This is a genomic window from Pseudomonas sp. CFBP 5748 (assembly GCF_053850495.1).
Genome location: NZ_JBSPTN010000001.1, coordinates 193,956 through 218,184, shown reverse-complemented (window position 1 = coordinate 218,184; position 24,229 = coordinate 193,956). Strand labels below are relative to the sequence as shown.

Sequence of the window (24,229 nt, the reverse complement as noted above, 5' to 3'; positions counted from 1 at the left end):
GGCAGCTTGCCAGCCCTTTATTTTCAAGGATTTAGAGCTATTCTTTGGCGCCAGAAAAACGCAAAACGCCCGGAAACTTGCGTTACCGGGCGTTTGCCATGCCGATGACAGGCCGTAAGGGTCAGCCGCGATAAAGAATCGCCGAGCCCCAGGACAGGCCGACACCAAAGCCACTGATGGCCACGCGCGTCCATTTTGAATCGAACACATGGTTCTGCAACAACAGCGGGATACTCGAGGACACCGTGTTCCCGGTCTCGAGCATGTCCTTGACGAACGTTGCCGAACCGCCCTCATCGAAGCGGCGCGCCACAGCGTCAACAATGGCTGCGCTGCCCTGGTGAATGCAGAAGGCATCGATATCGCCAGCCTGCAGATTCGATTCATCCAGCAACTCATGCAAATGCGCCGGGACTTTCAGCAAGGCAAAGTTGAAGACCTGGCGACCGTTCATGAAGAACACACCGTCGCTGACTTTAAGGTGCGGTGCGCCGGAACCATCAGTACCAAACTTCGACTTGCCCAACTGCCAGATAGCGTTTTCGCCCATCCAGGTCGCAGTGGCAGCATCGCCGAACAGCATGGTGGTGTTGCGGTCTTCCGGATCGACGATCTTGGAGTACGGGTCGGCGGTCACCAGCAGGCCATTTTTCAACCCTGTCGCTTCCATGAAGCCCTTGAGGGCATAGATGCCGTACACGTAGCCGGAACAGCCCAGGGAAATATCGAAAGCAGCGACATGGGTCGGCAAACCCAGCTTGTCCTGGACGATTGCTGCCGTGTGCGGCAAGCCTTCTTCATCGCCGTTCTGGGTGACAACGATCAAGCAGTCGATGGATTCACGCTTGAGTTCAGGACTGGCGGCAAACAGCGCATTGACGGCTTCAACGCACAGATCGGAAGTTTCCTGTTCGGCCCCCTTGCGCGGCAAAAACGCCGAGCCAATCTTGCCAAGGATGAAGGTTTCGTCCTTGTCGAACTTTGCACCCTGGGCGTAGTTGTCAACCCCGGCCGCCGGCACGTAACTCGCTATATTTTTTATGCCAATCATTATGGCTTCCCAATAATAAACAGCTGAACACCGCCGCTCGCTGAATCGAGGGCGTCTACAGTCAGGAATTGGCCCCCAGAGGAGGCAACGTCGGGACTCAAACGGCCCCACCACCTTCACCGCCCGCAGACAGGATACAGTGAAGATGCGCGTTTTGACTGACGGGTCACTCAGGGATCGGTGCTTTATTTGATTTTGTGGCTCTGATAATACCCGCCCCGCTTTGCCCTACCTCAAAAAAAACCCCAAAAAAAAAAGCCAGCCCCCTGTAACAGGGGCTGGCCGCGAGCGGTCAAGACCGACTCAAAGCTTGTTGAACAGGCCCAACTGGGAAATCTTCGAGAACGCCAGTTGCGCCGCTTGCAACATAGTCTGCTGCAAGGTCAGGCGGGTCAGTACTTCAGCCGGATCGGTGTTCTTGATCCCGTTCTGGGTCGAGTCGTTGATCAGGCTGGTGCTTTGGTTCTGGTCGCTTTGCATATCCATCACATTACCCCGGGCACCAATGGCGCCACGAGCCAGGTCGACCTGGTTCTTGGCATTGCCCAGGTTGGCGAGGGACGATGCAATGGTGTCCTCCAGAAAGCGCTGTGCGGTGGGGTTACCCTGGGTTGGCGTTTCAAGCGCCTGACGCAACTGGCTGATGGTGTCGAGCACGTTCTGGGTCTGATGGGTATTGACCGCTATATCAAACTGATCTCCCGCAGCGGGTGCTCCCCCACCGAGGGTAAAGCTGACACCCGCCGCCGTCGCCACACCCGCCGCCACAGTACCGGAGGTGACCGGTGTGCTGGTGTTGGTCAATGGACGGGCGTACAGGTCGAACGTTGTCGGGCTGGTGAACTTCAGGACGGCCCCGCCCTCAGGGAAAAAGCTCTTATAGTCCGCGGCGTTGGTCACCGAGGCCTGACTGAGCACCGCTGTCGACCCATTGCCTGGGGCACGATTGGCGATGAAGCTGTCTGGCTTGGCCGCCAGCTGGAAACTGTGACCGGCGATCACCGCATCAGCACTGGCAGCGTCGGCTGGGTTGTCACCCGCCTGGAAAGTGATGTCCAGTTTAAAAGTCACACCGCGGAAGTCGATATCGGAGCCACCCTCCTTCTTCGGATCAAACACTCCGCCCTGACTGGCCTCGGCAGTCACGTCGTTGCCCAAGGCATCGGTGATCACGAATTGGGTGCTGCTGCTGAACGACAGGGTGTAGGGCTGGCCGCCGCGGAAATTGGCATCGAAACTCGGACCGGAGGTCACCAGGCCTTCCGACAGCGCCACGCGTCCGTCATCGACTGCCGGTGCGGTCATCGTCGTCGAACTGCGACTGGCGTTGATCGCCTGCTCGAACACCTCCCAGCCGGTATCATTGAGCCCCAGCGACATCGAGTCACCGATCTTCAATTGCAACTGAGTCTGGTCACCCTGGTAGCTGTAGGTACCGTCGCTGTTGCGCACAAAGGGCTCAGTGTTGTTGCTGGCACCCGAGAAAATGAATTTGCCATTGGCATCCTTGCTGTTCATCAGGCTCAGCAATTGATCTTCGGATGCACCGAGCTCGGCGGCAATGGACTTTCGGTCGTCGTCGTTCAACGAACCGCCACCGGCACGCACCGTCAGCTCGCTGACTTTCTGCAGCACATTGTTGATGCTGTCCAGGACGGCTTCTTCCTGAGCTTGAGCGGTATTGAGTGCACTGATGTTGCTGGTGTACTGGCCCAGCATGGCTTTTTGCTGATCGAGTTGCAACAGGCGCGCCGCACCGACCGGATCATCCGCTGCCGTCTCCAGCTTCACGCCGCTGCTGGCCTGCTCGGAGGTCTTGACCAGGTTGTTGAAGTTACGCTGATAGTTGGCAGCCGTCGTCGCATAGTACTGTGCAGTAGAAATACGCATGTTCTACGGCTCCTTAAAGGGCGTTGATCAGTGTGTTGAACGTTTCCTGCGCAGCCTTGATGATCTGCGAGGAAGCCGAATAGTACTGCTGGTACTTGACCAGGTTGCCGGTCTCCTCATCGAGGTCGACGCCCGACAGCGAGTCACGAGAGTTGCGTGCCTGGGTCAGGATGGTACCGGTAGCGGTGGCATCCAACTGGCCTTGCTTGGCCTGGGACCCAACCGACGAAACCAGGCCACCATAGGCATCGGTGAAACTCACACCCGGGCTGGTGGCATTGGCGCCGACCGTGGCCTTGGTTTGCAGACCGAGCAATGCCTGGGCGTTGCGGTTGTCGGTACTGCTGGCCACCGTCATGGAAATATTGAAGCTGTCATCCACAGCGGGGCTGCCGCTGAGGGTCATTGCCACGTTGAATGTCTTGGCAACGCCTCCGCCATCGAGATAAGGCACCGCAATGCTCAGGTCGTTGCTCTGCCCAGGCACGATAGTGCCGGTGCCGATGCTGTTGCCCTTGGCATCGAATGCTTCATAGGCGGTGGCGCTGGTCATGAGCAGGCGAACCGGCATCGAATTCTTGACCGCCGTCTGCACTTCCAGGCGCTGGACCGGATCGTAGATATCCAGGACGGTGCTCAGGGTCGGCTGGCTGACTGCGCCGGTGCCGTCATTGCCCGAGGCCTTGGTGGACGTCAGTGGAGCAGCCGTGGCCAAGGTCTTGGCGTCGGTCATGACGACGTTCATGTCCGCGGCGGAACTGCGGGTCGGGGTAATCTTGAAGGTGTCGCCGGCGTTCACCGGGCCCGCATTGAGGCTCAGGCTGAAACCGTCAATGACCGGCGCTGGCGCTGCGCCCAGAGTGAAAGCCCCCATGTCGGTGTTATCCGACAAGCGACGCACACTGTAGCCCGTGGCGCTGGTGAAGGTGACCTGGTAATCGCTGGCCGCCAGCTTACTGGTGTCGCTGATGGTGACGTTCAGATTGCCGGACGCAGGGTTGTTGTTGCCATTGGCAATGCTGCGCTGGCTGATAGCGGCGGCACTGTTAATGTCGTTGAACAACGACGCGCCAAAATTACCGTTCTGGTCCAGGCCTTGACCCAACTGTTTGTTGATCTGATCGGTCACTACCATGGCGATGCGACCCAGGCTGTTGATCGCCGGTGTCAACACCTCCTCGCGGTAACGCAACAGGCCACCTATCTGGCCGCCGCTGGTCACGGACGTGATATCGATCGTCGAACTGCCACGCACCATGATCAGCGAGGAACGAGTAGGGTCATTCTTGTCAGTCGATACCTGCAACGTATTGGCGGTATTGCCGATGACCAGCGGCTGGCCGCTGCCCAGGTAGATATCCATCCTGCCGTCGGTTTCGGTGACCTGCGTGCCCACCAGCGCAGACAGCTGGCGAACAGCCTCGTTGCGCTGGTCCAGCAAATCGTTGGGCATGCCACCCGTGCCCGAACCTGTGGCCTCGCTGATTTTCTGGTTGTACGCCGCAACAGTCGTGGCCAGTTTATTGACCTGTTCGGCCATCGAACCCAACTGGTCGTTGATGTATGAGCCTTGCTGAGTCAGCTGCTGGGAGATGGCATTGAAGCGGCCACTCAATCCCTGGGCATTGGTCAACAACGCTTGACGCGCAGCGGCGTCGTTGGAGTTGCCCGCCAACGTCTGCAAAGACGCAAAAAATGACTGCAGCGTCTTGGTAACGCCGGTGCCGCTGTCGGACAGCAGTTTGTCCACCTGCGAGGCCTGTCCCAGGTAAATCTGCGCGTCATTGTCCAGCGACGTGGAGGTGCGCAGCTGTGCATCGAGGTACGAGCTGTACACCCGCCGCACATCGGCCAGGGTCGTGCCGGTGCCGATGAACACATTGCCGTATTGATTGGATGCCTTGGTAGTCTGCACGGTCTGCTGACGCGAATAACCGGCGGTATCGACGTTGGCAATGTTGTTACCGGTGGTCATCAACGAGGACTGGCTTGCAGACAGCCCCGACATCCCGATATTGAGCAAACTCATGGTTCAGACCTTATAAAGTCGTGGTGGCGCCAGCCGAAGCGTAGTTTTGGTAACTCGTCATCTGCCGGGCTATGTTCGAAATCTTACTGGCGTAGTTCGGGTCGGTGGCGTAACCGGCCTTTTGCAACTCGCGCACAAACTGTTCGGGTTTATCGGCCGACTTCAGCACATCTTGATAGCGACTGTTGCTTTGCAGCAGATTGACCAGATCATGGAAACTGTCGCGATACGAGGCGTATGAACGGAACTCGGCCGTCTCCTTGACCATCTCGCCATTGCGGAATTCGCTGGTGATCGCCCGGGCCGAATCGCCCTTCCAGTTCTGGCTGGCCTTGATGCCGAACAGGTTGTGGCTGCTGCTGCCATCGGGTTGACGCATGACCGATTTGCCCCAACCGGTTTCCAGGGCGGCCTGGGCCACCAGGTAACGTGGGTCGACCCCAATGCGGTCCGCCGCTTCCTTGGCCATCGGCAACATGGCATTGACGAATTCGTCGGCATCGCGGAAGGCTTTGCGCGCCGGTGCCAGGGGCGGTTGTGCCACGGAACGACCATAAACCTGCATCCCGCCGCTCGGCTCGGAGGCCTTGAGCGCGGCCAGCCAGTCGCCGTTGGCCAGTTCGCCGGTGGCAGGCTTGGCGGCGGTGATGACGCGATCCGGCAAGACGTTCTGCGCAGGCACATCGGCACTGGTCGCGGCCGAAGGCACCAGGCCGGCGAGCAGGCGGTCCGCCAGTTTCGGTGGCAAGGCCAGGCGGCGCTGGTTGATCAACTCCATGTCGTTGCGGTGAGTCCCCTCGCCCGCCCCTTGCGGCGCGTTCACGGCTCGGGAAGCCCACAACGGACGCTGGCCGTTGGAGCGCGAAAGAGGTCCGTCGGGCAGCGTGCCGGCCGCCACTGGCGTGGGCACCGCCGCCTTGGCGACCTTGTCCTGCGCCTCTTGTTGCTTGGCAGCCGACAAGCCTGCCGCCTCGCCTGGCGCCAGCGGTTTGTTCTTGGACATCTGACGCAGCAGCACATCGGCCAGGCCGATACCACCGCCCTCGCGGGACATCGAAACGGCCAACTGCTGGTCGTACATTTCCTGGTACTGCTTGGCTTCAGCGGTATTGAGCGGATTATCCTTGCCCATCGACTCGGTGGCCGCACGCATGGACTTGAGCATCTCACCGATAAACAGCGACTCGAATTCCTGTGCCACTTTGCGCAGGTTGCCGTCGCTGTTCTTGTCGCCGACCTTGAGCTGGTTCAGGCGATTGAGGTCCGAGTAGGACCCCGAGTCCCCGCTGATCAAAGCGCCCTTGCGCATATCCATGGCCCAGTCCTCAAATCACGATCAGGTCGGCTTGCAACGCGCCGGCCTGCTTCAAGGCTTCGAGGATCGCCATCAAGTCGCCCGGCGCCGCGCCGACCTGGTTCACCGCACGGACGATTTCATCCAAGGTAGTGCCCGGGCCGAACTTGAACATCGGCTTGGCTTCTTGCTCGGCATTGACCCGCGAACGGGGGACCACGGCGGTCTGGCCGTTGGACAACGGACCTGGCTGGCTGACGATCGGGTCTTCGGTGATGGTCACGGTCAGGCTGCCGTGGGTCACGGCGGCTGGAGAAACCTTGACGTTCTGGCCGATCACGATGGTGCCGGTGCGCGAGTTGATGATGACTTTGGCCACGGCCTGGCCCGGATCGACTTCGAGGTTCTCCAGGATCGACAGATAGTCGACCCGCTGACTCGGATCCAGGGGCGCGGTGACACGAATCGAGCCGCCGTCGATGGCCTGGGCCACGCCTGGGCCGAGCATGTCGTTGATCTTGTCGACGATGCGCTTGGCCGTGGTGAAATCGGAGCGGTTGAGGTTCAGGGTCAAGCTGTTGCCCTGGTTGAAACCGCTCGGCACCGCACGCTCCACCGACGCACCGCCAGGGATGCGACCAGCCGACGGAACGTTGACGGTGATCTTCGAGCCGTCGCGCCCCTCAGCATCGAAACCACCCACCACCAGGTTACCCTGGGCGATGGCGTACACGTTGCCGTCGATCCCCTTGAGCGGCGTCAGCAGCAGGGTGCCACCGCGCAGACTCTTGGAGTTACCGATGGACGAAACGGTGATATCCACCTGTTGGCCAGGCTTGGCGAACGCCGGCAGATCGGCACTGATCGACACCGCTGCGACGTTCTTCAACTGTACGTTGCCCGAACCTGCCGGCACCTTGATGCCGAACTGCGACAACATGTTGTTGAAGGTCTGCAGGGTGAACGGGGTCTGGGTGGTCTGGTCACCGGTGCCGTTCAGGCCCACGACCAGACCGTAGCCGATCAACTGGTTGGAACGCACGCCGGAAATGCTGGCGATGTCCTTCAGACGCTCGGCTTGAGCGCTAAAGGCTGCCGACATCACCAGGGCACCGATCAACAGCTGTTTAAGATTCAACTGGGCCACCTAGAAAGGGAACTTCGGGCTGAGGAAGAAACGGTCGAACCAGCCCGGCTGACTCGCATCGGCGAAGGCACCGGTACCCGAGTAAGTGATGCGAGCATCGGCCACACGGGTTGACGGAACAGTGTTGTCGGTGGAGATGTCATCGGCCCGGACCATGCCGGCGATGCGCACCAGTTCGTCGCCGGTATTGAGGGTCAGCCACTTCTCGCCCCGCACGGCAATGATGCCGTTGGGCAACACGTCGGCGACGGTCACGGTGATCGAACCGGTCAGGCTGTTGCTCTGGCCTGACTGACTATCGCCCTTGGTGGCCCGGTCGGCGCTGTAACCGGCGCTGAGGCTCAGGTCATTACTGCCGATCGGGTTGTTGGTGGTCAGGCTGGAGCCGAACAACGACGTCAGGCCAACGCTGGTGTCGCTGGTCTTGTCGATCTGCGAGTTGGCATTCTTGCTGGCCTGGGTCCGCTCGTTCAGGGTGATGGTGATGATGTCACCGACCCGGAACGCCTTGCGGTCGCTGTACAGGTTCTGCTCGAAACCGGCCTGGTAGATCGAACCATTGTTGGCGGCGGCCGGCAGCGGCGTGCGCGGCAACACCGGAGCGTAGTACGGGTCATTGGGCTTGGGCGTTGGCCCGACACAGCCCGCGAGCGCGGTGATCCCACTCAGTGCCAGAACAGATACAAAGCGATTCATGACCCTACCTCTTGGTGTTGCAGGCGACCCCGGGCCGCCTCTATAGACGTGATTACAGATTCTGCGTAACGAACGAGAGCATCTGGTCGGCGGTGGAGATCACCTTGGAGTTCATCTCGTAAGCGCGCTGGGTGGTGATCATGTTGACCATCTCCTCCACGGTGCTCACGTTGGACGTTTCCAGGGTGTTCTGCAGCGTGGTACCAAAACCGTTCAGGCCCGGCGTGCCAACTTGCGGCGCGCCACTGGCGGCAGTTTCCAGGAACAGGTTGTTGCCCACCGCTTGCAAGCCGGCCGGGTTGATGAAGTCGGCGGTCTGCAGGTTGCCGATCACTTGGGAGGCCGGGTTGCCCGCCACTGTGATGGACACGGTGCCGTCACGGCCCACGGTGAATGTCTGCGCATCGTTCGGGATGACGATGGCCGGCTCCAGGGCGAAACCGCTGGCGTTGACGATCTGGCCGTTGGAGTCGAGATGGAACGTACCGTCACGGGTGTAGGACGTGGTGCCGTCCGGCTGCAGGATCTGGAAGAAACCGCGACCGTCGATGGCCATGTCCAGCGGCTGCTCGGTGGTCTGCAGGCTGCCGGCGGTGAAGTTCTTCTGGGTGCCGACAATACGCACACCGGTACCCACTTGCAGGCCCGACGGCAGTTCGCTGTCCTGGGTCGACTGGGCGCCTGGCTGGCGTTTGACCTGGTACAGCAGGTCCTGGAACTCAGCGCGATCACGTTTGAAGCCCGTGGTCGAAACGTTCGCCAGGTTGTTGGAAATGGTCGTCAGGTTGGTGTCCTGGGCGGACAAACCTGTTTTGGCAACCCATAGAGCCGGAAGCATTCGATTCTCCTCGTACGCCTGTTTTTCGGCGCGACGCTGTAATTAATGGTTAGATCTGCAAGACCCGGGCCATGGCCTCGTCGCCTTCTTTGGCGGTGTTCATCATCTTGACGTGAAGCTCGAACTGCTTGGCCAAAGCCAGCACCGAAGTCATCTCATCCACGGCATTGACGTTGCTCGCTTCCTGGAACCCGGACACCAACTGCACGTTGCCATCGATGGGCGCCGGCTGGCCGTCCTTGGTCCGGATCGAACCGTCCAGGCCCTTGGTCATGTTCTTGAGGTCCGGGTTGACCAGCTTGATGCGGTCGACTTCGGCCATCACACGCGGACCTTCGCCCATGGCGCGGATGCTGATGGTGCCGTCCTGGCCGATTTCGATTTTCTGCTCCGGCGGCACGGCGATCGGACCACCGTTGCCCATCACCGGCATGCCGTTGCCGGCCCGCAGCACGCCCAGGGCGTCAACGTTGAGGCTGCCGGTGCGCACGTAGCTTTCGCCGCCATCGGGGTTCTGCACGGCCATCCAGCCCGGCCCGCTGACCGCGACGTCGAGGTCACGACCGGTTTCCACCAGCGCACCCGGGGTGAAGTCAGTGGCAGGACGCTCGGACATGGCAAATGCCCGCGCCGGAAAGCTGTCGCCAAACACCGGCATCGAGCGGGCCTGCTCCAGGTCTTTCTGAAAACCATTGGTGGAGATGTTCGCCAGGTTGTTGGCATGGGCCCGTTGCGCCAGTGCGTTCTGGCTGGCGCCGGTCATTGCCACATAAAGGTACTTGTCCACTGTCGTTCCTCTGCATGCCGGACGTTTGCCGCCCACTGCTGTACTGCTGAGCCATAAGCAATTTGCAGACCAACTTTTTTCTGGCGCCCCGCGCGCCGGCAAACAAAGGGTTGGAGGGTTGGGGAAGGGATTTTTGAAATGTGTCGAAGACGAAAAACCGGCGGTGTTGTGCCGCTTACGGCAACGCTTGACCTTGGCAACGGCCACTGTCGTCATCGCGAGCAGGCTCGCTCCCACATTGGATCTCCAGTGCTCCCATGATTTGTGAGCAATCGATCACCTTGTGCAAGCTTGCTCGCGATGAGGCCAGCAAAAACACAATCGATAAATAGCTATGACTCGGTTTTACCGACCTCATACTCGCGCAACTTATTGGCAATGGTGGTATGGGAAACCCCCAACCGCTTGCCCAATTGCCGACTGCTGGGGTGCTCGGAGTAAAGCCGCTCCAGCACAGCTTTCTCGAAACGCCCGACGATCTCATCCAACCCACCCTCGAGGGAGAAATCACCAAGGGGCTGGCGCACGCCGTAGTCCGGCAAGCGGATGTGCTCGGCCTTCACCGTGCCGCCGTCGCACAGGGAAACGGCCTGGAACAGCACGTTTTCCAACTGCCGGACGTTCCCCGGCCAATGATAGTGACTCAGACGCTCCATCGCCGCTGCGGCCAGCTTCGGCAACGGACAGCCAATCTGGCGACTGGCCTGGTCAAGAAAATGCTCCACCAACGGCGCCAGGCCATCGAGGCATTCGCGCAGCGGCGGGATGTGCAGGGAAAGGACATTCAGGCGGTGGTACAAATCCTGGCGGAATTCACCCCGGGCGCAGAGTTCGGACAAGTCGACCTGGGTCGCGCAGATCACCCTGACATCCAGGTACACCTCTTCATCGCTGCCTACGCGACGGAAGCAACCATCCTGCAGAAAGCGCAGCAATTTCACTTGCAGGCGCGGACTCATTTCCCCTACCCCATCGAGAAACAGCGTCCCTCCCGCGGTCAGCTCAAGCAAGCCGAGCTTGCCTTCGGCCCGGGCACCTTCAAAGGCTCCCGGCCCGTAGCCGAACAGCTCAGTCTCGGCCATGGACTCCGGCAAGCCGGCGCAGTTGAGCGCCATCAACGGTGATTGCCCGCGCGGGCTGGCCAGGTGACAGGCGCGGGCCAGCAATTCCTTGCCGGTGCCGGTTTCACCTTCTATCAATAACGGAGCGTCCAGTGGCGCCATGCGCCGGGCCTCACGAACCACCGCCGCCATCACTTTGGAGCTCTGGAAAATACTGTCGAAGCCACGCAGTTCCTGCTTGCGCACGTTATAGATACGCTCGCCGACCCGGTCGGCCCGGTGCAGCGTCAGTACGGCGCCGGCCATGGCCTCGCTGTCGTCGTGCTCCGATTGCAACGGGGCGATGTCGGCCAGAAACACATCGCCCTTGACCTTGACCCGCAGCCCGTTGATCCGCGACTGGTTGGCACGCACCAGTTCCGGCAAATCGAAATCTTCGGCGTACCGGGACAACGGAATCCCCGGCACCTCGTCCACCCGCACCCCGAGCAATTGTGCCGCCGCCCGGTTGGCCGCGACGATAGAGCCACCCATGTCGATAGACAGCACCGGAAACTCCAAGGCGCCGAGCAACGCATTGAGCTCCATATGCCGACGCTCGCTGGGCATCAGCCCTACGCGCTTGACGCCAAATACCCCGGCGATGCCTTCGAATTTCGGCCGCAGCGCCTGGAACTGGATGTTGATCAGGTTCGGGCAGTGCAGATAAATCGCATTGCCGTGCTCGCCACCAACTTCCCCTCGGGCGACGTTGATCCCGTACTCCACCAACAGGTTGAGAATGTCCCGCAGGATGCCGATGCGATTCTGGCAATGGACTTTGATGCGCATAAAAAGGCCCGATGTGGATGGAAATTCGCGCTGAGGGACTTGATCCCTCACCACAAGGTTTTTTCTGCGTGCCGACGCAAATAAACGTCAAGATTATGTTACAGCTGTAGGCCATTTCCCAGCCAAAAATCCCGACAGCACCGAAGTATCGCTGAATACGTAACGAAAACTTTACGAAATCACCCCCTTTTCGCGATACGCGCCCTCGCCTACCCGCTGCACACGCCCCTGCTTCGAGTTATCTCTAATGCATCGCTGGACATAACAACAAACACGCCTTCCCCCTGAGGGAAATCAGCAGGAGAGCAGCATGAAGCAGACGCAGTACGTGGCCCGCGAGCCCGATGCGCAAGGTTTTATCCACTACCCCGCCGAAGAACATGCGGTGTGGAACACGCTGATCACCCGCCAGCTGAAAGTCATCGAGGGCCGTGCGTGCCAGGAATACCTGGACGGCATCGAGAAGCTTGGCCTGCCCCACGATCGCATTCCGCAATTGGGCGAAATCAACAAGGTGCTGGGTGAAACCACGGGCTGGCAAGTCGCTCGGGTGCCGGCGCTGATCCCCTTCCAGACCTTCTTCGAATTGCTCGCCAGCAAGCAGTTTCCGGTGGCGACGTTTATTCGTACCCGTGAAGAGCTGGACTACCTGCAAGAGCCGGACATTTTCCACGAGATATTCGGCCACTGTCCGCTGCTGACCAACCCCTGGTTTGCCGAATTCACCCACACCTACGGCAAGCTCGGCCTACAGGCCTCCAAGGAAGAACGCGTCTACCTGGCCCGCCTGTACTGGATGACCATCGAGTTCGGCCTGGTGCAAACGCCGCAAGGCCGGCGCATCTACGGTGGCGGGATCCTGTCTTCGCCTAGGGAAACCGTTTATTGCCTGTCGGACGAACCGGAGCATCAAGCCTTCGATCCGTTGGAAGCGATGCGCACGCCATACCGCATCGACATCCTGCAGCCGGTGTATTTCGTGCTGCCTGAGCTCAAGCGCCTATTCGACCTGGCCCACGAAGACATCATGGGCATGGTCAAGCGCGGCCGGGAACTGGGATTGCACGCACCGAAATTCCCACCCAAAGCGGCGTGAACCGCCTCTTTTGATCTCAATTGAGTCTGTTGCACAGCGCAGCTTTGCTTTAGCGTGGGTGCATCGACGTTTTTCAAATATTCGATCCAGGAACACACTATGAACACTCTGAACCAAGCCCATTGCGAAGCCTGCCGCGCCGACGCCCCACAAGTCAGCGACGAAGAACTGCCGGTATTGATCAAGCAGATCCCGGACTGGAACATCGAAGTGCGCGACAGCGTGATGCAGCTGGAAAAGGTTTTCCTGTTCAAGAACTTCAAGCACGCCCTGGCGTTCACCAACGCCGTTGGTGAAATCTCCGAGGCCGAAGGTCACCACCCTGGCCTGCTCACCGAGTGGGGTAAAGTCACCGTGACCTGGTGGAGCCACTCCATCAAGGGCCTGCACCGCAACGACTTCATCATGGCCGCTCGCACCGACGAAGTGGCCAAGACCGCCGAGGGCCGCAAATAATGCATTTCGATGCCATCGGCCGGGTGCCCGGCGACCCGATCCTCGGCCTGATGGAGGCCTACGGCGCGGACAGCAATCCGAGCAAGTTCGACCTGGGCGTGGGCGTCTACAAAGACGCTCAGGGCCTGACGCCGATTCTTCAGTCCGTGAAGCAGGCTGAACAGCGGCTGGTGGATCGCCAGACCACCAAGACTTACATCGGCGGTCACGGTGACGCCGCGTTCGGCCAGTTGATCAATGAACTGGTCCTGGGCGCCAACTCGCCGCTGATCACCGCAAGACGCGCCGGCGCCACCCAGACCCCGGGCGGCACCGGAGCCCTGCGCCTGAGTGCCGACTTCATCGCCCAATGCCTGCCGGGGCGTGGCGTCTGGCTGAGCAACCCGACCTGGCCGATCCACGAAACCATCTTCGCCACCGCTGGCGTCAAGGCCAGTCATTACCCCTATGTGGGCGCTGACAATCGCCTTGATTTCGAGGCGATGCTGGCAACCCTGAACCAGGCGCCAAAAGGTGACGTGGTGCTGCTGCACGCCTGCTGCCACAACCCTACCGGCTTCGACCTCTCCCATGAGCAATGGCGCCAGGTGCTGGAGGTGATGCGCAGCCGCGACCTGCTGCCGCTGATCGACTTCGCTTACCAGGGCTTTGGTGATGGGCTGGAGCAGGATGCGTGGGCGGTGCGGCTGTTTGCCGATGCGTTGCCGGAAGTACTGATCACCAGTTCCTGCTCGAAGAACTTCGGCCTGTACCGCGACCGCACCGGGGCGCTGATCGTCTGCGCCCGGGATGCCGAGAAGCTGGTGGACATTCGCAGTCAACTGGCGAATATCGCCCGTAACCTGTGGTCGACGCCGCCGGATCACGGCGCGGCCGTGGTGGCGACAATCCTGGGCAATCCGGAGCTCAAAAGCCTCTGGGCCGACGAAGTGCAGACCATGCGCCTGCGCATCGCTCAGTTACGCAGCGGCCTGCTCGAAGCCCTCGAACCCCACGGTTTGCGCGAGCGTTTCGCGCATATCGGCGCGCAACGCGGGATGTTCTCCTACACCGGCCTGACGCCGGAACAGGTCAAAAGCCTGCGCGAGCGTCACAGCGTCTACATGGTCGGCACGGGCCGGGCCAACGTGGCGGGCATCGACGCCACGCGTTTGGATCTGTTGGCTGAGGCAATTGCTGACGTGTGCAAGTAACAGCGCCGTCAGCTGTTGATGTTGTGGCGAGGGAGCAAGCTCCCTCGCCACGATGAATCAAGCCAACCTGAAATGAAGTGCAGTCCCTAAGGGCTTATTGACCGCTCCACTCACTGACAAACTCCGCCGTCTCCACCTTCGCCGCCGTACGCGCCTCTTTCTGCGGTGTGCCCAGGTAAAGGAAACCAATCACCTCTTCCCCGTCTTCAAGGCCAAGTCCCTTGGCGACATGGGGTGAGTACGACAACTCCCCTGTACGCCAGACCCCACCAACACCCTGGGCATAAGCCGCCAGCAGGATTCCATGGGCCGCGCAGCCGGCCGCCAGCAGTTGCTCGGACTTAGGGATTTTGAAGTGTTCCTGCAAGCGGGCGATCACCACCACGACCAGGGGCGCGCGCAACGGGCCATTGAGGGCCTTTTCCACGACGGCCTCGGGGGCCTGCGGGTCATTGAGCCGCGCCGCTTCGGCCAGGAGCTCGCCCATGCGATGACGTGCTTGCCCTTCGACCGTCAGAAAACGCCATGGCCGCAACTGGCCGTGGTCCGGCGCCCGCATCGCAGCGGCGAACATGACCTCGCGCTGTTCCGGCGTGGGCGCCGGGTCGACCAGGCGCGGGACGGAAACACGGTTGAGCAAAGCGTCGAGAGCCTGCATCGGCCACCTCCTGAAAAAATGTCTGGCTATTCTAGAGGCTTGTACGGCGAGTTCGTTAGCGCAAATTCCGCTGCCACAAGGCCAGGCACCACAGGGGCGTCGGTTTACATGCGCCTTGCCACAGGTAGAATGGCGCCCTTCCCTTTCAGCCCGAGCGGACTTCATGGCGTTGCCGACCCTACGGATCATTGGTTTCATCATCGGCATCTTCCTGATCACCCTGGCGATCTTCATGGTCGTGCCCATGGCCACCTTGCTGGTCTTCGAGCGTACCAGCGACCTGCCCTCGTTCCTCTGGTCGAGCATGATCACCTTCGTCGCCGGCCTGGCCCTGGTCCTTCCCGGACGACCGGAACACGTGCACCTGCGCCCGCGCGACATGTACCTGCTGACCGTCAGCAGTTGGCTGGTGGTGTGTATCTTCGCCGCACTGCCTTTCCTGCTGACCCAGCACATCAGCTACACGGACTCGTTCTTTGAAAGCATGTCGGGGATCACAGCCACCGGCGCCACCGTCCTGAGCGGCCTGGATAACATGTCCCCCGGCATCCTGATGTGGCGCTCGCTGCTGCACTGGCTCGGCGGTATCGGCTTCATCGGCATGGCGGTGGCGATCCTGCCCTTGCTGCGCATTGGTGGCATGCGACTGTTCCAGACCGAGTCGTCGGACCGCTCGGAAAAAGTCATGCCCCGCTCTCACATGGTGGCGCGACTGATCGTGGCGTCCTACGTGGGCATCACCATTCTCGGTACCTTGGCGCTGTGGTGGGCCGGGATGAGCCCGTTCGACGCCATCAACCATTCGATGTCGGCGATCTCCACCGGCGGCTTCTCCACCTCGGACCTGTCCCTGGCCAAATGGACCCAGCCGGCGGTGCACTGGGTCGCCATCGTCATCATGATCCTCGGCAGCCTGCCGTTTGCCCTGTACGTCTCGACGCTGCGAGGCAATCGCCGGGCGCTGATCAAGGACCAGCAGGTCCAGGGTTTGCTCGGGGTACTGCTGGTGACCTGGGTCGTGCTCGGCACCTGGTATTGGGCGACCACCGACCTGCATTGGCTGGACGCCCTGCGGCACGTGGCGCTGAACGTGACGTCGATCGTCACCACCACCGGTTTCGCTCTGGGGGACTACAGCCTATGGGGCAACTTCTCCCTGATGCTGTTCTTCTACCTGGGCTTCGTCGGCGGCTGCTCCGGCTCGACGGCCGGCGGGATCAAGATCTTCCGCTTCCAGGTCGCCTACATCCTGCTGCGGGCCAACCTTAATCAACTGATCCATCCCCGGGCAGTGATCAAGCAGAAGTACAACGGTCACCGCCTCGACGAAGAAATCGTGCGTTCGATCCTCACGTTTTCATTCTTCTTCGCCATCACCATCTGCGTGATCGCCCTGCTGCTGTCGTTACTGGGCGTGGAATGGATGACAGCGCTGACCGGCGCGGCCAGTACCGTGTCCGGTGTCGGCCCGGGGTTGGGAGAGACCATTGGCCCGGCCGGCAACTTTGCGCCGCTGCCGGATGCGGCCAAGTGGATTCTGTCCGGTGGCATGCTGCTGGGCCGGCTGGAGATCATCACGGTGTTCGTGTTGTGTATCCCGGCGTTCTGGCGTCACTGATCCTTTACCAGCCGCGCCCGGTATTCACCGGGCGTGGTATCGAACCAGCGGCGAAAGGCCCGGAAAAAATTGCTCGGGTCGGCAAACCCCAGCAGATAGGCAATTTCCAATAGGGTCATGGTCGGCTGAGCCAGGTACTGCTCGGCCAGTTCGCGGCGGGTGTCTTCGAGCAGACTCTGGAAACTGGTGCCCTCTTCCTGCAAACGCCGCTGCAAAGTGCGCTGGGACAAGTGCAGCGTCTGCGCCACCACGTCACGCTTGGGCTCCCCCTGGGGCAGAAGCCGACACAGTACCTGCCGGGCCTTGTGGGTCACGCGGCTTCCGGAAAAACGCGCCAGGTACTCACCAGCAAACCGGTCGTGCAGCAACGCCATGGCTTCGTTGGCCGTGGGTAATGGTGCTTCCATGTCGGCCCGCTCAAAGATCAGCGCGTCGTAGGGCGCACCGAACATCAGCGGCGCGTGGAAGGCTTGCTGATAAGGTGCCAAGTCTTCGGGTTCGACGCCCTGGAGCAGCACTTTGACCGGGTGCAGGGTGCGTCCGGTCAACCAACTGCACAGGGCCAGCGCACAAGCCAGGGACGCCTCGGCGCTTTGCCGGGTGGGCGGGAGATGGTCGCCATGCACCGTCAGAATCAGCCCGTAGCCCTCCTCCAGCAGGCGAAAACTCAAGTCAGCACTTTCGGCAATGATCCGTTGATAACGCACCAGCCGCTGGAACCCCTCCACCAGCGTGCGGCTGGACATCAAGGCGTAACCGACCACATGGAATGACGCCGGGCGCACCACTTTGCCCATGTTCAGGCCGATGGCCGGGTTGCCCGACAGCTCGACCGCCCGTTGCCAGAGCCGCGTCATCGAATCCTGGGGGAAGCGCGCATCCGGATCGTCCAGCGCATCAAAATCCAGCCCCAATTGCTTGAACAGCACCCGACAATCCAGGCCATCCATTTCCAACGCCTTGACAATCCCCATCGCCCAGCTTGAAGAAGTCGTTCGTTCGTTCATGACGTTTTTACTTGCATGACGAGCCGCAGGGTACGGCTGGATTTGCGAAGGATACAGTGTCCTGTCTGACAAATAATGCCCCTTTTTGGACGAGCGGCTGATGTCGTCAGGCAAGGCGCCGCGACGAGTCATAGCCCGCGCATGACGGCAACAGATGCCGTCCAAAAGGAGCAGTATTTGTAAGACAGGACACTAGAGTGGCGCTGATTGTCACTGGCCGTTGTAAGTGATCCCTCTAAACTCAAATAAAGAACAATAACCAAAGAGCCTGCAGTCTTGGAAAACACCAAACGATTCAATACGTTCGCCGAGTTCTACCCGTATTACCTCAGCGAACACAGCAACAGCACCTGTCGCCGACTGCACTTCGTCGGCACCTCCTTGGTCATTCTTATTTTCGCTCTGGCGCTCGTCATCGGTGGCGGGTGGTGGCTGATCACCTTGCCTGTGGCCGGCTATGGCTTTGCCTGGGTCGGGCATTTCTTCTTTGAAAAGAACCGCCCTGCCACTTTCCAGTATCCGTTCTACAGTTTGCTCGGCGACTTCGTCATGTACCGCGACATGATCCTGGGCAAGGTCGCGTTCTAGCCGCCATACCCTCAAAGGACGATCGATGAGCTCACGCGCACGCTTTACCCACATGCAGGACGGCACTCAAGAAGATTGGGCGGTCATCGCGGCCGACTTCAGCGCCTACGCCCGGCAGTTACCGGGCCGGATCCTGGCACACCTGAAGTTGCTGGACGGCGACTTCGGCGGGTTCCCGGTGGATCGCCTGACCCACTCCCTGCAAACCGCCACCCGTGCCTGGCGTGACGGGCGGGACGAGGAATACGTCATTTGCGCCCTGCTCCACGACATTGGCGATACGCTGGGCTCGTATAACCACCCGGACATTGCCGCAGCGATCCTCAAGCCATTCGTCAGCGCCGAAAACCTGTGGATGGTGGAGAAGCATGGGATTTTCCAGGGCTATTACTTCTTCCATCACCTGGGCATGGACCGGCACCTGCGCGAGCAGTTTTTCGAGCATCCGCAGTACCAGGCGACCATCGACTTTTGTGCGAAGTATGACGCGGCCGCCTTCGATGCCGGGTACGACACTTTGCCGCTGAGTTTCTTCGAGCCGATGCTGGAAAGGGTATTTGCCGCGCCGAAGCAGTCGATTTACAAGGCGGCGATGGCTGACACACCGACCTGACGAACACAAAACTCTCCCTGCACTCGTCAGCGCCTACGGCCTCAGGCAGGTTCGGCGACTTTCAGTGCCTTCAACTGCGCCTCCCGCGCCTGGGCATCCGCCAGTCGATACAACTCGATCGACCCATCCCAATGCTCGATCAACGCGGTGCACGACTCGACCCAATCGCCGCAATTGAGGTACTCCACCTCGCCCACCATGCGCATCTCGGCATGGTGAATATGCCCGCACACCACGCCATGCAGCTCGCGCTTCACACATTCATGGGCGATGGCTTCTTCGAAATCGCTGATGAAGCTGACAGCGGTCTTGACCTTGTGCTTGAGGTACGCCGACAGCGACCAGTAGCCGTAGCCATAGCGGGCCCGCCAGTGGTTGAGCCAGCGGTTCAGCGTGAGGGTGAACTCGTAGGCCGAATCGCCGAGGAACGCCAGCCAACGATGGTAACGGGTGATGACGTCGAACTGGTCGCCGTGGATCACCAACAGGTGCCGACCGTCGGCGGTCACGTGCACGGCCTCGTCCACCAACTGGATATTGCCCAGGATCAGCTTCGAATAACGTCGCAGGAATTCATCATGATTGCCGGTGACGTAGATGACCTCGGTGCCACGCTTGCTCATGGTCAGCAAGCGGCGGATCACGTTGGTGTGGGCCTGGGGCCAATACATGCCACCACGCAGCTTCCAGCCGTCGATGATGTCACCTACCAGGTAGATCTTGTCGGCGTGATAGCCCTTGAGGAACTGCGACAAGTGCTCGGCCTGGCAATCCCGGGTGCCCAAGTGCACATCGGAAATCCACAGGGTGCGAACACGCTGTTTGCGGCTGGGTCTGGCGAGCTCGGCGCTGGTCATGGGCAACCCTCTGATCGTTTTCGCCACTGTGCACTTGCGCGGTTAATGGCCCATGACAAACACAAGTCCGTTACATGACAGCGCGAGGCGTCACGCCCTCGGTGTATGCTGGCGGCCTGACACGGGAGACCGCGATGAGACCGATCCTCACGCTACGCCATTACAGCCACGACTTGATCGTCCATAGCCATGACCACGCCCAACTGGTGTTCGGGTTGTCCGGCGCGCTGGATTTCGAGGTCGAAGGGCGCGGCAGCCAGGTGGTGCAACAGAGTTTCGTGGTGGTGCCGGCCGGTGCCCATCACGCCTGCGGCAGCCCCCATGGCAGCCGTTGCCTGGTGCTGGATGTGCCCAGCGACGAATGGGTCGGGCAATCCCTGGGGGATCATGCCGAAGCCAGCCGCCGATTGCTCGACGACACCGCTCGCCGGCCTTTGGATGCGGGGCAAAGCCAGTTGGTCAGTTGGCTGGCGGGCAGTCCGGTGGAAGACCCACTGATCGCCCAGCAAGGTGCGGTGCTGCTTCTGGCCAGCCTCAACGGCACTCGCCAGAAAACCCTCGGTGGCCGGCGCCTGCCCTACGCTGCGCTGAATGCCCACATCGACCAGCATGCCGCCCATCCATTGCAAGTGGCGGACCTGGCGCAAGTCGCCGGGCTCTCCAGCGCCCGCCTGCACGCACGCTTCGTCGCCGAATGTGGGCAAACCCCGATGGACTACATCCGCAGCCGCCGCCTGCACAAGGCCGTGGCGTTACTGCGCGATTCGGACCTGCCCATCGGTGAAATCGCCCATCGGGTCGGCTACAGCTCCCAGAGTGCCTTCGCCGCCGCGGTGCTGCGTGAATTCGGCAGCTCGCCCGGCAAGCTGCGGCGCCAGCGCTAGCTTCGCGCTAAAAATCGCTAGGATCGCGACAGACAAAAACGGCCGGCAACCGGTTCAATACCCTGACCCGCAACCGTTGAACAAGGACCGCAATGACTCCCCGTACCGCCCTCGGCGCCCTGCACATTGGCGCACTCATGTTTGGCCTGACCGGCGTGTTCGGCAAACTCGCCGCTGCCTCGCCGACGGTCATCGTGTTCGGTCGCGCCTTTTTTGCCGTGCTGGCCCTGGCGTTTTTTGCCCGGTTCGCCAGTAACACCCACTGGCAGAGGCTTCGCGCGCAGGACGGCCGCAGATTGTTGTTGGGCGGGCTGTTGCTCGCCGGGCACTGGGTGAGTTTCTTCATCGCGGTAAAAGTCGCTGGGGTGGCGGTCGCCACGTTGGGCTTTGCCAGCTTCCCGGCCTTCACCGTGCTGCTGGAAGGGCTGATCTTCCGCGAGCGGATCCGCGCCAATGAAATCCTCCTGGTGGTGCTGGTGAGCATCGGCCTGGTATTGGTCACGCCGGACTTCGACCTGGCCAGCGGTGCCACCACTGGCCTGCTGTGGGCCGTGGCCTCGGGACTGCTGTTTTCCCTGTTGTCATTGACCAACCGTGCCGGCTCGGCGCACGTGCCGCCCGTGCAGGCCGCGCTGTGCCAGAACGTGGTGGTCGGGTTGTGCCTGCTGCCGTGGGCAGCGCCACAATTGAGCGACGTTCGCCCCATCGACTGGTTGTGGATCGGCTTGCTCGGCGTGTTCTGCACCGGCCTGGCCCACAGCCTGTTCGTCGCCAGCCTGGCGGTGATCAAAGCGCGCACCGCGGCAGTGGTGTTCACCATGGAGCCGGTCTACGGCATCGCCATGGCCTGGCTGCTGTTCGATGAAAACCCGACGCTGCGCATGCTGTTGGGCGGCGTGGTGATCATCGTTGCGATCATCGTGTCGAGCCAACTGGGCGGTGGCTCAAAGAAACCGAAGGTGGGCGCCCAAGCCCCGTCTCACTGAACCCGGTCGTTATGGCCCAGGTCCCGCTGCGGGTCGATCTGGTCGCGGACCCGCTGCTTGAGGACCTTGGCCTCGGGAAAACCGCCATCGGCCTTGCGCTCCCAGATCTGCGTGCCGTCGCAACTGATGTGGAATACCCCGCCAGTGCCCGGCACCAAAGACACTTTGCCCAAGTCATCACTGAAGGTGCTGAGCAGTTCCTGGGCCAGCCAGGCGGCGCGCAGCAACCATTGGCACTGGGTGCAGTAGGTGATGACGATTTCCGGTTTGTGTTCGGTCATTGCAGGTGGACTCCTGGGTTCGAAGGCGTCGCTATAATACCCGCCTTTGATCGCCCGCCCCGAGATTGACGATGCGCCGCCTGCTGCCCTTCCTGCTTCTGCTGCTGTTGCCCCTGTTCGGCCACGCCAACGAGCCCACTGTCGAAGCGCCGCGCCCGAAAATCGGCCTGGTGTTGTCCGGCGGCGCGGCGCGGGGGTTGGCGCACATTGGCGTGCTCAAGGCCCTGGAAGAGCAAGGCATCAAGATCGACGCCATTGCTGGCACCAGCATGGGCGCGGTGATCGGTGGGTTGTATGCCTCGGGCTACAAGATCGACGAACTGGAAAAACTCGCCCTGGGCATCGACTGGCAACAGGCGTTGTCCGACGCCCCGCCGCGCAAGGATGTGCCGTTCCGGCGCAAGCAGGATGATCGGGATTTCCTGGTGAAACAGAAACTGAGCTTTCGTGATGACGGCAGCCTCGGCTTGCCACTGGGGGTTATCCAGGGGCAAAACCTGGCCCTGCTGCTCGAAAGCCTGCTGGCCCACGCCAGCGACACCCGCGACTTCGACAAATTGCCAATCCCTTTCCGCGCGGTAGCGACCGACATCGCCAGCGGCGAAAAGGTGGTGTTCCGCAAGGGCCACTTGCCCAAGGTCATTCGCGCCAGCATGTCGATCCCGGCGGTGTTCGCCCCGGTGGAACTGGACGGCCGGCTGCTGGTGGACGGCGGCATGTCCGACAACATCCCGCTGGACGTGGCCCGGGAAATGGGAGTGGATGTAGCCATCGTGGTCGACATCGGCACGCCACTGCGCAACCGCAAGCAACTGGTGACGGTGCTCGACGTACTGAACCAGTCGACGACCTTGATGACCCGGCGCAACTCTGAAGAACAATTGGCGACGTTGAAGAAAGACGACGTGCTGATCCAACCGGCCCTGGCAAGCTTCGGCTCCACCGACTTCGGTCGGGCCCAGGACATGATCGACGCCGGCTACCGCGCCACGCAGATACTCAAGACCCGCCTGGCGCGCCTGCGTCCTGCCGAGCCAGCCGACCCCGTCCTCACGGCGGCGCGCACCCCGAGCGAACGCACACCGGTCATCACCGCGATCCGCGTGGAGAACGATTCGAAAGTCGGCGACGACGTGATTCGCTATTACGTTCGCCAGCAAATCGGCGAACCGCTGGACCTGGGTCGCTTGCAGACCGACATGGGCACCCTGTACGGCCTGGATTACTTCGAACAGGTGCAATACCGCGTGGTGCACAAAGGCCCGGACCACACGCTGGTCATCAGCGCCCGGGGCAAACGCACCGGCACCGATTACCTGCGACTGGGGCTGAGCCTGTCGGACGACATGCGCGGCGACAGCGCGTTCAACCTCGGCGCCAGCTACCGGGTCAACGGCATCAATCGCCTGGGCGCCGAATGGCTGACCCGCGTTCAGATCGGCGACAAGCAGGAGTTGTACAGCGAGTTCTATCAACCGTTGGACGTCGGCTCGCGCTACTTCATCGCGCCTTATGGGCAGTTTGAATCGCGGAACGTGGAATCCATCCTGGACAACGATCCAGTGGCCCAGTATCGCGTCGAACGCTATGGCTTTGGCCTCAACGTCGGCCGGCAAATCGGCAACAGCGGTGAAATCCGTTTCGGTGTCGGCCAGACTTGGGGCAAGGCCGATGTGCGCATTGGCGATCACGACCAGCCCAGCGAGAACTTCAATGAAGGTTTCTACGAGCTGAAATATTCCTTCGATTCCTTCGACAACGTGTACTTCCCCCATGAAGGGGAAGACATCGGCCTGACCTGGCGCCAGTACGAACCGGGGTTGGGTTCCGATGAGCGTTATCGCCAGTGGGAATTCAAGCTGGACAAGGCCCTGAGCAGCGGCCCGGACACCTTTATCCTGGGCGGGCGCTACGGTCGAACCCTGGACACCGCCGAAGTCGTGACGTCGAGCTTTGTACTCGGTGGGGCACGGCAATTGTCGGGCTTTCGCGAAGACGGCATATCCGGGCAGAACATCAGCCTGATGCGCGCCGTGTATTACCGCCGGCTCACGCCGCGAGCCTACCTGCCGCTGGACTTTCCGTTGTACATCGGCGGCTCGCTGGAGCGCGGCCGGGCGTGGAACAACGACAATGAATTCGACAGCGGCTACATCAATGCCGCCAGTATTTTCCTGGGTTTTGACACACCGCTGGGGCCATTGAATTTCAGTTATGGCTTTAACGATGATGATGAGCAGGCGGTGTATCTGAATCTGGGGCAGACGTTTTGATGAAGTGGGCGTTTGTCTGGGAAGGATTGACAGCCTGGCAGGCCGCCTTCGCGAGCAAGCCCGCTCCCATATTTCCCTGCGGTGTTCACATGACT

General features: G+C 61.0%; 21 protein-coding genes and 1 pseudogene. 9 read left to right on the top strand and 13 right to left on the bottom strand.

Annotated elements, in window-relative coordinates:
- Nucleotides 1-121 precede the first annotated feature (121 nt).
- The 9 genes from ACWNZ1_RS01045 to ACWNZ1_RS01005 form a co-directional block, all read right to left on the bottom strand.
- Nucleotides 122-1,051 (bottom strand): ketoacyl-ACP synthase III, encoded by a 930-nt coding sequence (locus ACWNZ1_RS01045; protein WP_057448529.1) that lies wholly within the window; start codon nt 1,049-1,051, stop codon nt 122-124.
- 303 nt (nt 1,052-1,354) lie between these two features.
- The gene (locus ACWNZ1_RS01040) at nt 1,355-2,941 is read right to left on the bottom strand and encodes a flagellar hook-associated protein 3 (RefSeq protein WP_135844282.1); all 1,587 of its coding nucleotides are present in this window, start codon (nt 2,939-2,941) and stop codon (nt 1,355-1,357) included.
- A 13-nt stretch (nt 2,942-2,954) separates the two neighbouring features.
- Nucleotides 2,955-4,970 (bottom strand): flagellar hook-associated protein FlgK, encoded by a 2,016-nt coding sequence (gene flgK / locus ACWNZ1_RS01035; RefSeq protein ID WP_135844281.1) that lies wholly within the window; start codon nt 4,968-4,970, stop codon nt 2,955-2,957.
- A 10-nt stretch (nt 4,971-4,980) separates the two neighbouring features.
- Complete coding sequence (gene flgJ, locus ACWNZ1_RS01030) at nt 4,981-6,285, bottom strand: flagellar assembly peptidoglycan hydrolase FlgJ (RefSeq protein ID WP_135844280.1); 1,305 nt, start codon at nt 6,283-6,285, stop codon at nt 4,981-4,983.
- 10 nt (nt 6,286-6,295) lie between these two features.
- A complete protein-coding gene (locus ACWNZ1_RS01025) occupies nt 6,296-7,366 on the bottom strand; it encodes a flagellar basal body P-ring protein FlgI (protein WP_178084299.1) in 1,071 nt (356 codons plus the stop codon).
- 45 nt (nt 7,367-7,411) lie between these two features.
- Nucleotides 7,412-8,107 carry a flagellar basal body L-ring protein FlgH gene (gene flgH / locus ACWNZ1_RS01020; protein ID WP_135844278.1) on the bottom strand — a complete coding sequence of 232 codons (696 nt, stop codon included), beginning with the start codon at nt 8,105-8,107 and terminating at the stop codon, nt 7,412-7,414.
- 52 nt (nt 8,108-8,159) lie between these two features.
- On the bottom strand, nt 8,160-8,945 hold the full coding sequence (gene flgG / locus ACWNZ1_RS01015; RefSeq protein WP_135844277.1) for a flagellar basal-body rod protein FlgG: 786 nt from the start codon (nt 8,943-8,945) through the stop codon (nt 8,160-8,162).
- 49 nt (nt 8,946-8,994) lie between these two features.
- Nucleotides 8,995-9,732: a flagellar basal body rod protein FlgF gene (locus ACWNZ1_RS01010; RefSeq protein WP_123342203.1), complete on the bottom strand. Its 738-nt coding sequence runs from the start codon at nt 9,730-9,732 to the stop codon at nt 8,995-8,997.
- A gap of 332 nt (nt 9,733-10,064) precedes the next feature.
- The gene (locus tag ACWNZ1_RS01005; protein WP_256452362.1) at nt 10,065-11,624 is read right to left on the bottom strand and encodes a sigma-54-dependent transcriptional regulator; all 1,560 of its coding nucleotides are present in this window, start codon (nt 11,622-11,624) and stop codon (nt 10,065-10,067) included.
- A gap of 310 nt (nt 11,625-11,934) precedes the next feature.
- On the opposite strand from ACWNZ1_RS01005, the gene phhA reads away from it, so the two are divergent.
- The 3 genes from phhA (at nt 11,935) to ACWNZ1_RS00990 (ending at nt 14,369) form a co-directional block, all read left to right on the top strand.
- Complete coding sequence (gene phhA / locus ACWNZ1_RS01000) at nt 11,935-12,720, top strand: phenylalanine 4-monooxygenase (protein ID WP_135844275.1); 786 nt, start codon at nt 11,935-11,937, stop codon at nt 12,718-12,720.
- Nucleotides 12,721-12,819: 99 nt separating this feature from the next.
- Complete coding sequence (locus ACWNZ1_RS00995) at nt 12,820-13,176, top strand: 4a-hydroxytetrahydrobiopterin dehydratase (RefSeq protein WP_047737665.1); 357 nt, start codon at nt 12,820-12,822, stop codon at nt 13,174-13,176.
- Entirely contained in the window at nt 13,176-14,369 is a 1,194-nt protein-coding gene (locus ACWNZ1_RS00990) for an amino acid aminotransferase (protein WP_135844274.1), read from the top strand. The genes ACWNZ1_RS00995 and ACWNZ1_RS00990 overlap by 1 nt, the downstream gene beginning before the upstream one ends.
- Before the next feature lie 94 nt (nt 14,370-14,463).
- Here ACWNZ1_RS00990 and ACWNZ1_RS00985 read toward each other — a convergent pair whose 3' ends face one another.
- Nucleotides 14,464-15,027 (bottom strand): NAD(P)H nitroreductase, encoded by a 564-nt coding sequence (locus tag ACWNZ1_RS00985; RefSeq protein WP_135844273.1) that lies wholly within the window; start codon nt 15,025-15,027, stop codon nt 14,464-14,466.
- A 163-nt stretch (nt 15,028-15,190) separates the two neighbouring features.
- On the opposite strand from ACWNZ1_RS00985, the gene ACWNZ1_RS00980 reads away from it, so the two are divergent.
- Nucleotides 15,191-16,645, top strand: a complete 1,455-nt coding sequence (locus tag ACWNZ1_RS00980) for a TrkH family potassium uptake protein (RefSeq protein WP_135844272.1) — start codon at nt 15,191-15,193, stop codon at nt 16,643-16,645.
- On the opposite strand, the pseudogene ACWNZ1_RS00975 reads toward ACWNZ1_RS00980, so the two are convergent.
- A pseudogene (locus tag ACWNZ1_RS00975) lies at nt 16,602-17,652 on the bottom strand (AraC family transcriptional regulator). The gene ACWNZ1_RS00980 and the pseudogene ACWNZ1_RS00975 overlap by 44 nt on opposite strands.
- A gap of 276 nt (nt 17,653-17,928) precedes the next feature.
- On the opposite strand from ACWNZ1_RS00975, the gene ACWNZ1_RS00970 reads away from it, so the two are divergent.
- Both ACWNZ1_RS00970 and ACWNZ1_RS00965 read left to right on the top strand, forming a co-directional pair.
- Complete coding sequence (locus ACWNZ1_RS00970) at nt 17,929-18,240, top strand: DUF962 domain-containing protein (RefSeq protein WP_135844271.1); 312 nt, start codon at nt 17,929-17,931, stop codon at nt 18,238-18,240.
- 25 nt (nt 18,241-18,265) lie between these two features.
- Nucleotides 18,266-18,853, top strand: coding sequence for an HD domain-containing protein (locus tag ACWNZ1_RS00965; protein WP_135844270.1), 588 nt, complete (start codon nt 18,266-18,268; stop codon nt 18,851-18,853).
- Nucleotides 18,854-18,894: 41 nt separating this feature from the next.
- Here the strand turns inward: ACWNZ1_RS00965 and ACWNZ1_RS00960 are convergent, their stop codons facing one another.
- Nucleotides 18,895-19,710: a UDP-2,3-diacylglucosamine diphosphatase gene (locus ACWNZ1_RS00960; protein WP_135844269.1), complete on the bottom strand. Its 816-nt coding sequence runs from the start codon at nt 19,708-19,710 to the stop codon at nt 18,895-18,897.
- A gap of 134 nt (nt 19,711-19,844) precedes the next feature.
- Between ACWNZ1_RS00960 and ACWNZ1_RS00955 the strand changes: the two genes are divergently transcribed.
- Nucleotides 19,845-20,594, top strand: coding sequence for a helix-turn-helix transcriptional regulator (locus ACWNZ1_RS00955; protein ID WP_256452361.1), 750 nt, complete (start codon nt 19,845-19,847; stop codon nt 20,592-20,594).
- A 92-nt stretch (nt 20,595-20,686) separates the two neighbouring features.
- Entirely contained in the window at nt 20,687-21,580 is an 894-nt protein-coding gene (locus ACWNZ1_RS00950) for a DMT family transporter (RefSeq protein WP_135844267.1), read from the top strand.
- On the opposite strand, the gene ACWNZ1_RS00945 is transcribed toward ACWNZ1_RS00950, so the two are convergent.
- Entirely contained in the window at nt 21,574-21,861 is a 288-nt protein-coding gene (locus ACWNZ1_RS00945; protein WP_135844266.1) for a SelT/SelW/SelH family protein, read from the bottom strand. The two genes, ACWNZ1_RS00950 and ACWNZ1_RS00945, sit on opposite strands and share 7 nt — an antisense overlap.
- 71 nt (nt 21,862-21,932) lie before the next feature.
- On the opposite strand from ACWNZ1_RS00945, the gene ACWNZ1_RS00940 reads away from it, so the two are divergent.
- The gene (locus tag ACWNZ1_RS00940) at nt 21,933-24,134 is read left to right on the top strand and encodes a patatin-like phospholipase family protein (RefSeq protein WP_135844265.1); all 2,202 of its coding nucleotides are present in this window, start codon (nt 21,933-21,935) and stop codon (nt 24,132-24,134) included.
- Nucleotides 24,135-24,229: the final 95 nt, after the last annotated feature.

What these genes read in the sequence shown, in the direction of transcription:
- phhA (WP_135844275.1), top strand. Translation starts at nt 11,935, where the DNA reads ATGAAGCAGACGCAGTACGTGGCCCGCGAGCCCGATGCGCAAGGTTTT.
- ACWNZ1_RS00985 (WP_135844273.1), bottom strand. Translation starts at nt 15,027, where the DNA reads ATGCAGGCTCTCGACGCTTTGCTCAACCGTGTTTCCGTCCCGCGCCTG.
- ACWNZ1_RS01040 (WP_135844282.1), bottom strand. Translation starts at nt 2,941, where the DNA reads ATGCGTATTTCTACTGCACAGTACTATGCGACGACGGCTGCCAACTAT.
- flgK (WP_135844281.1), bottom strand. Translation starts at nt 4,970, where the DNA reads ATGAGTTTGCTCAATATCGGGATGTCGGGGCTGTCTGCAAGCCAGTCC.
- flgJ (WP_135844280.1), bottom strand. Translation starts at nt 6,285, where the DNA reads ATGGATATGCGCAAGGGCGCTTTGATCAGCGGGGACTCGGGGTCCTAC.
- ACWNZ1_RS00960 (WP_135844269.1), bottom strand. Translation starts at nt 19,710, where the DNA reads ATGACCAGCGCCGAGCTCGCCAGACCCAGCCGCAAACAGCGTGTTCGC.
- ACWNZ1_RS01005 (WP_256452362.1), bottom strand. Translation starts at nt 11,624, where the DNA reads ATGCGCATCAAAGTCCATTGCCAGAATCGCATCGGCATCCTGCGGGAC.
- flgH (WP_135844278.1), bottom strand. Translation starts at nt 8,107, where the DNA reads ATGAATCGCTTTGTATCTGTTCTGGCACTGAGTGGGATCACCGCGCTC.
- ACWNZ1_RS00990 (WP_135844274.1), top strand. Translation starts at nt 13,176, where the DNA reads ATGCATTTCGATGCCATCGGCCGGGTGCCCGGCGACCCGATCCTCGGC.
- ACWNZ1_RS00945 (WP_135844266.1), bottom strand. Translation starts at nt 21,861, where the DNA reads ATGACCGAACACAAACCGGAAATCGTCATCACCTACTGCACCCAGTGC.
- ACWNZ1_RS00995 (WP_047737665.1), top strand. Translation starts at nt 12,820, where the DNA reads ATGAACACTCTGAACCAAGCCCATTGCGAAGCCTGCCGCGCCGACGCC.
- ACWNZ1_RS00980 (WP_135844272.1), top strand. Translation starts at nt 15,191, where the DNA reads ATGGCGTTGCCGACCCTACGGATCATTGGTTTCATCATCGGCATCTTC.
- flgG (WP_135844277.1), bottom strand. Translation starts at nt 8,945, where the DNA reads ATGCTTCCGGCTCTATGGGTTGCCAAAACAGGTTTGTCCGCCCAGGAC.
- ACWNZ1_RS01025 (WP_178084299.1), bottom strand. Translation starts at nt 7,366, where the DNA reads ATGTCGGCAGCCTTTAGCGCTCAAGCCGAGCGTCTGAAGGACATCGCC.
- ACWNZ1_RS00940 (WP_135844265.1), top strand. Translation starts at nt 21,933, where the DNA reads ATGCGCCGCCTGCTGCCCTTCCTGCTTCTGCTGCTGTTGCCCCTGTTC.
- ACWNZ1_RS00950 (WP_135844267.1), top strand. Translation starts at nt 20,687, where the DNA reads ATGACTCCCCGTACCGCCCTCGGCGCCCTGCACATTGGCGCACTCATG.
- ACWNZ1_RS00965 (WP_135844270.1), top strand. Translation starts at nt 18,266, where the DNA reads ATGAGCTCACGCGCACGCTTTACCCACATGCAGGACGGCACTCAAGAA.
- ACWNZ1_RS01045 (WP_057448529.1), bottom strand. Translation starts at nt 1,051, where the DNA reads ATGATTGGCATAAAAAATATAGCGAGTTACGTGCCGGCGGCCGGGGTT.
- ACWNZ1_RS00955 (WP_256452361.1), top strand. Translation starts at nt 19,845, where the DNA reads ATGAGACCGATCCTCACGCTACGCCATTACAGCCACGACTTGATCGTC.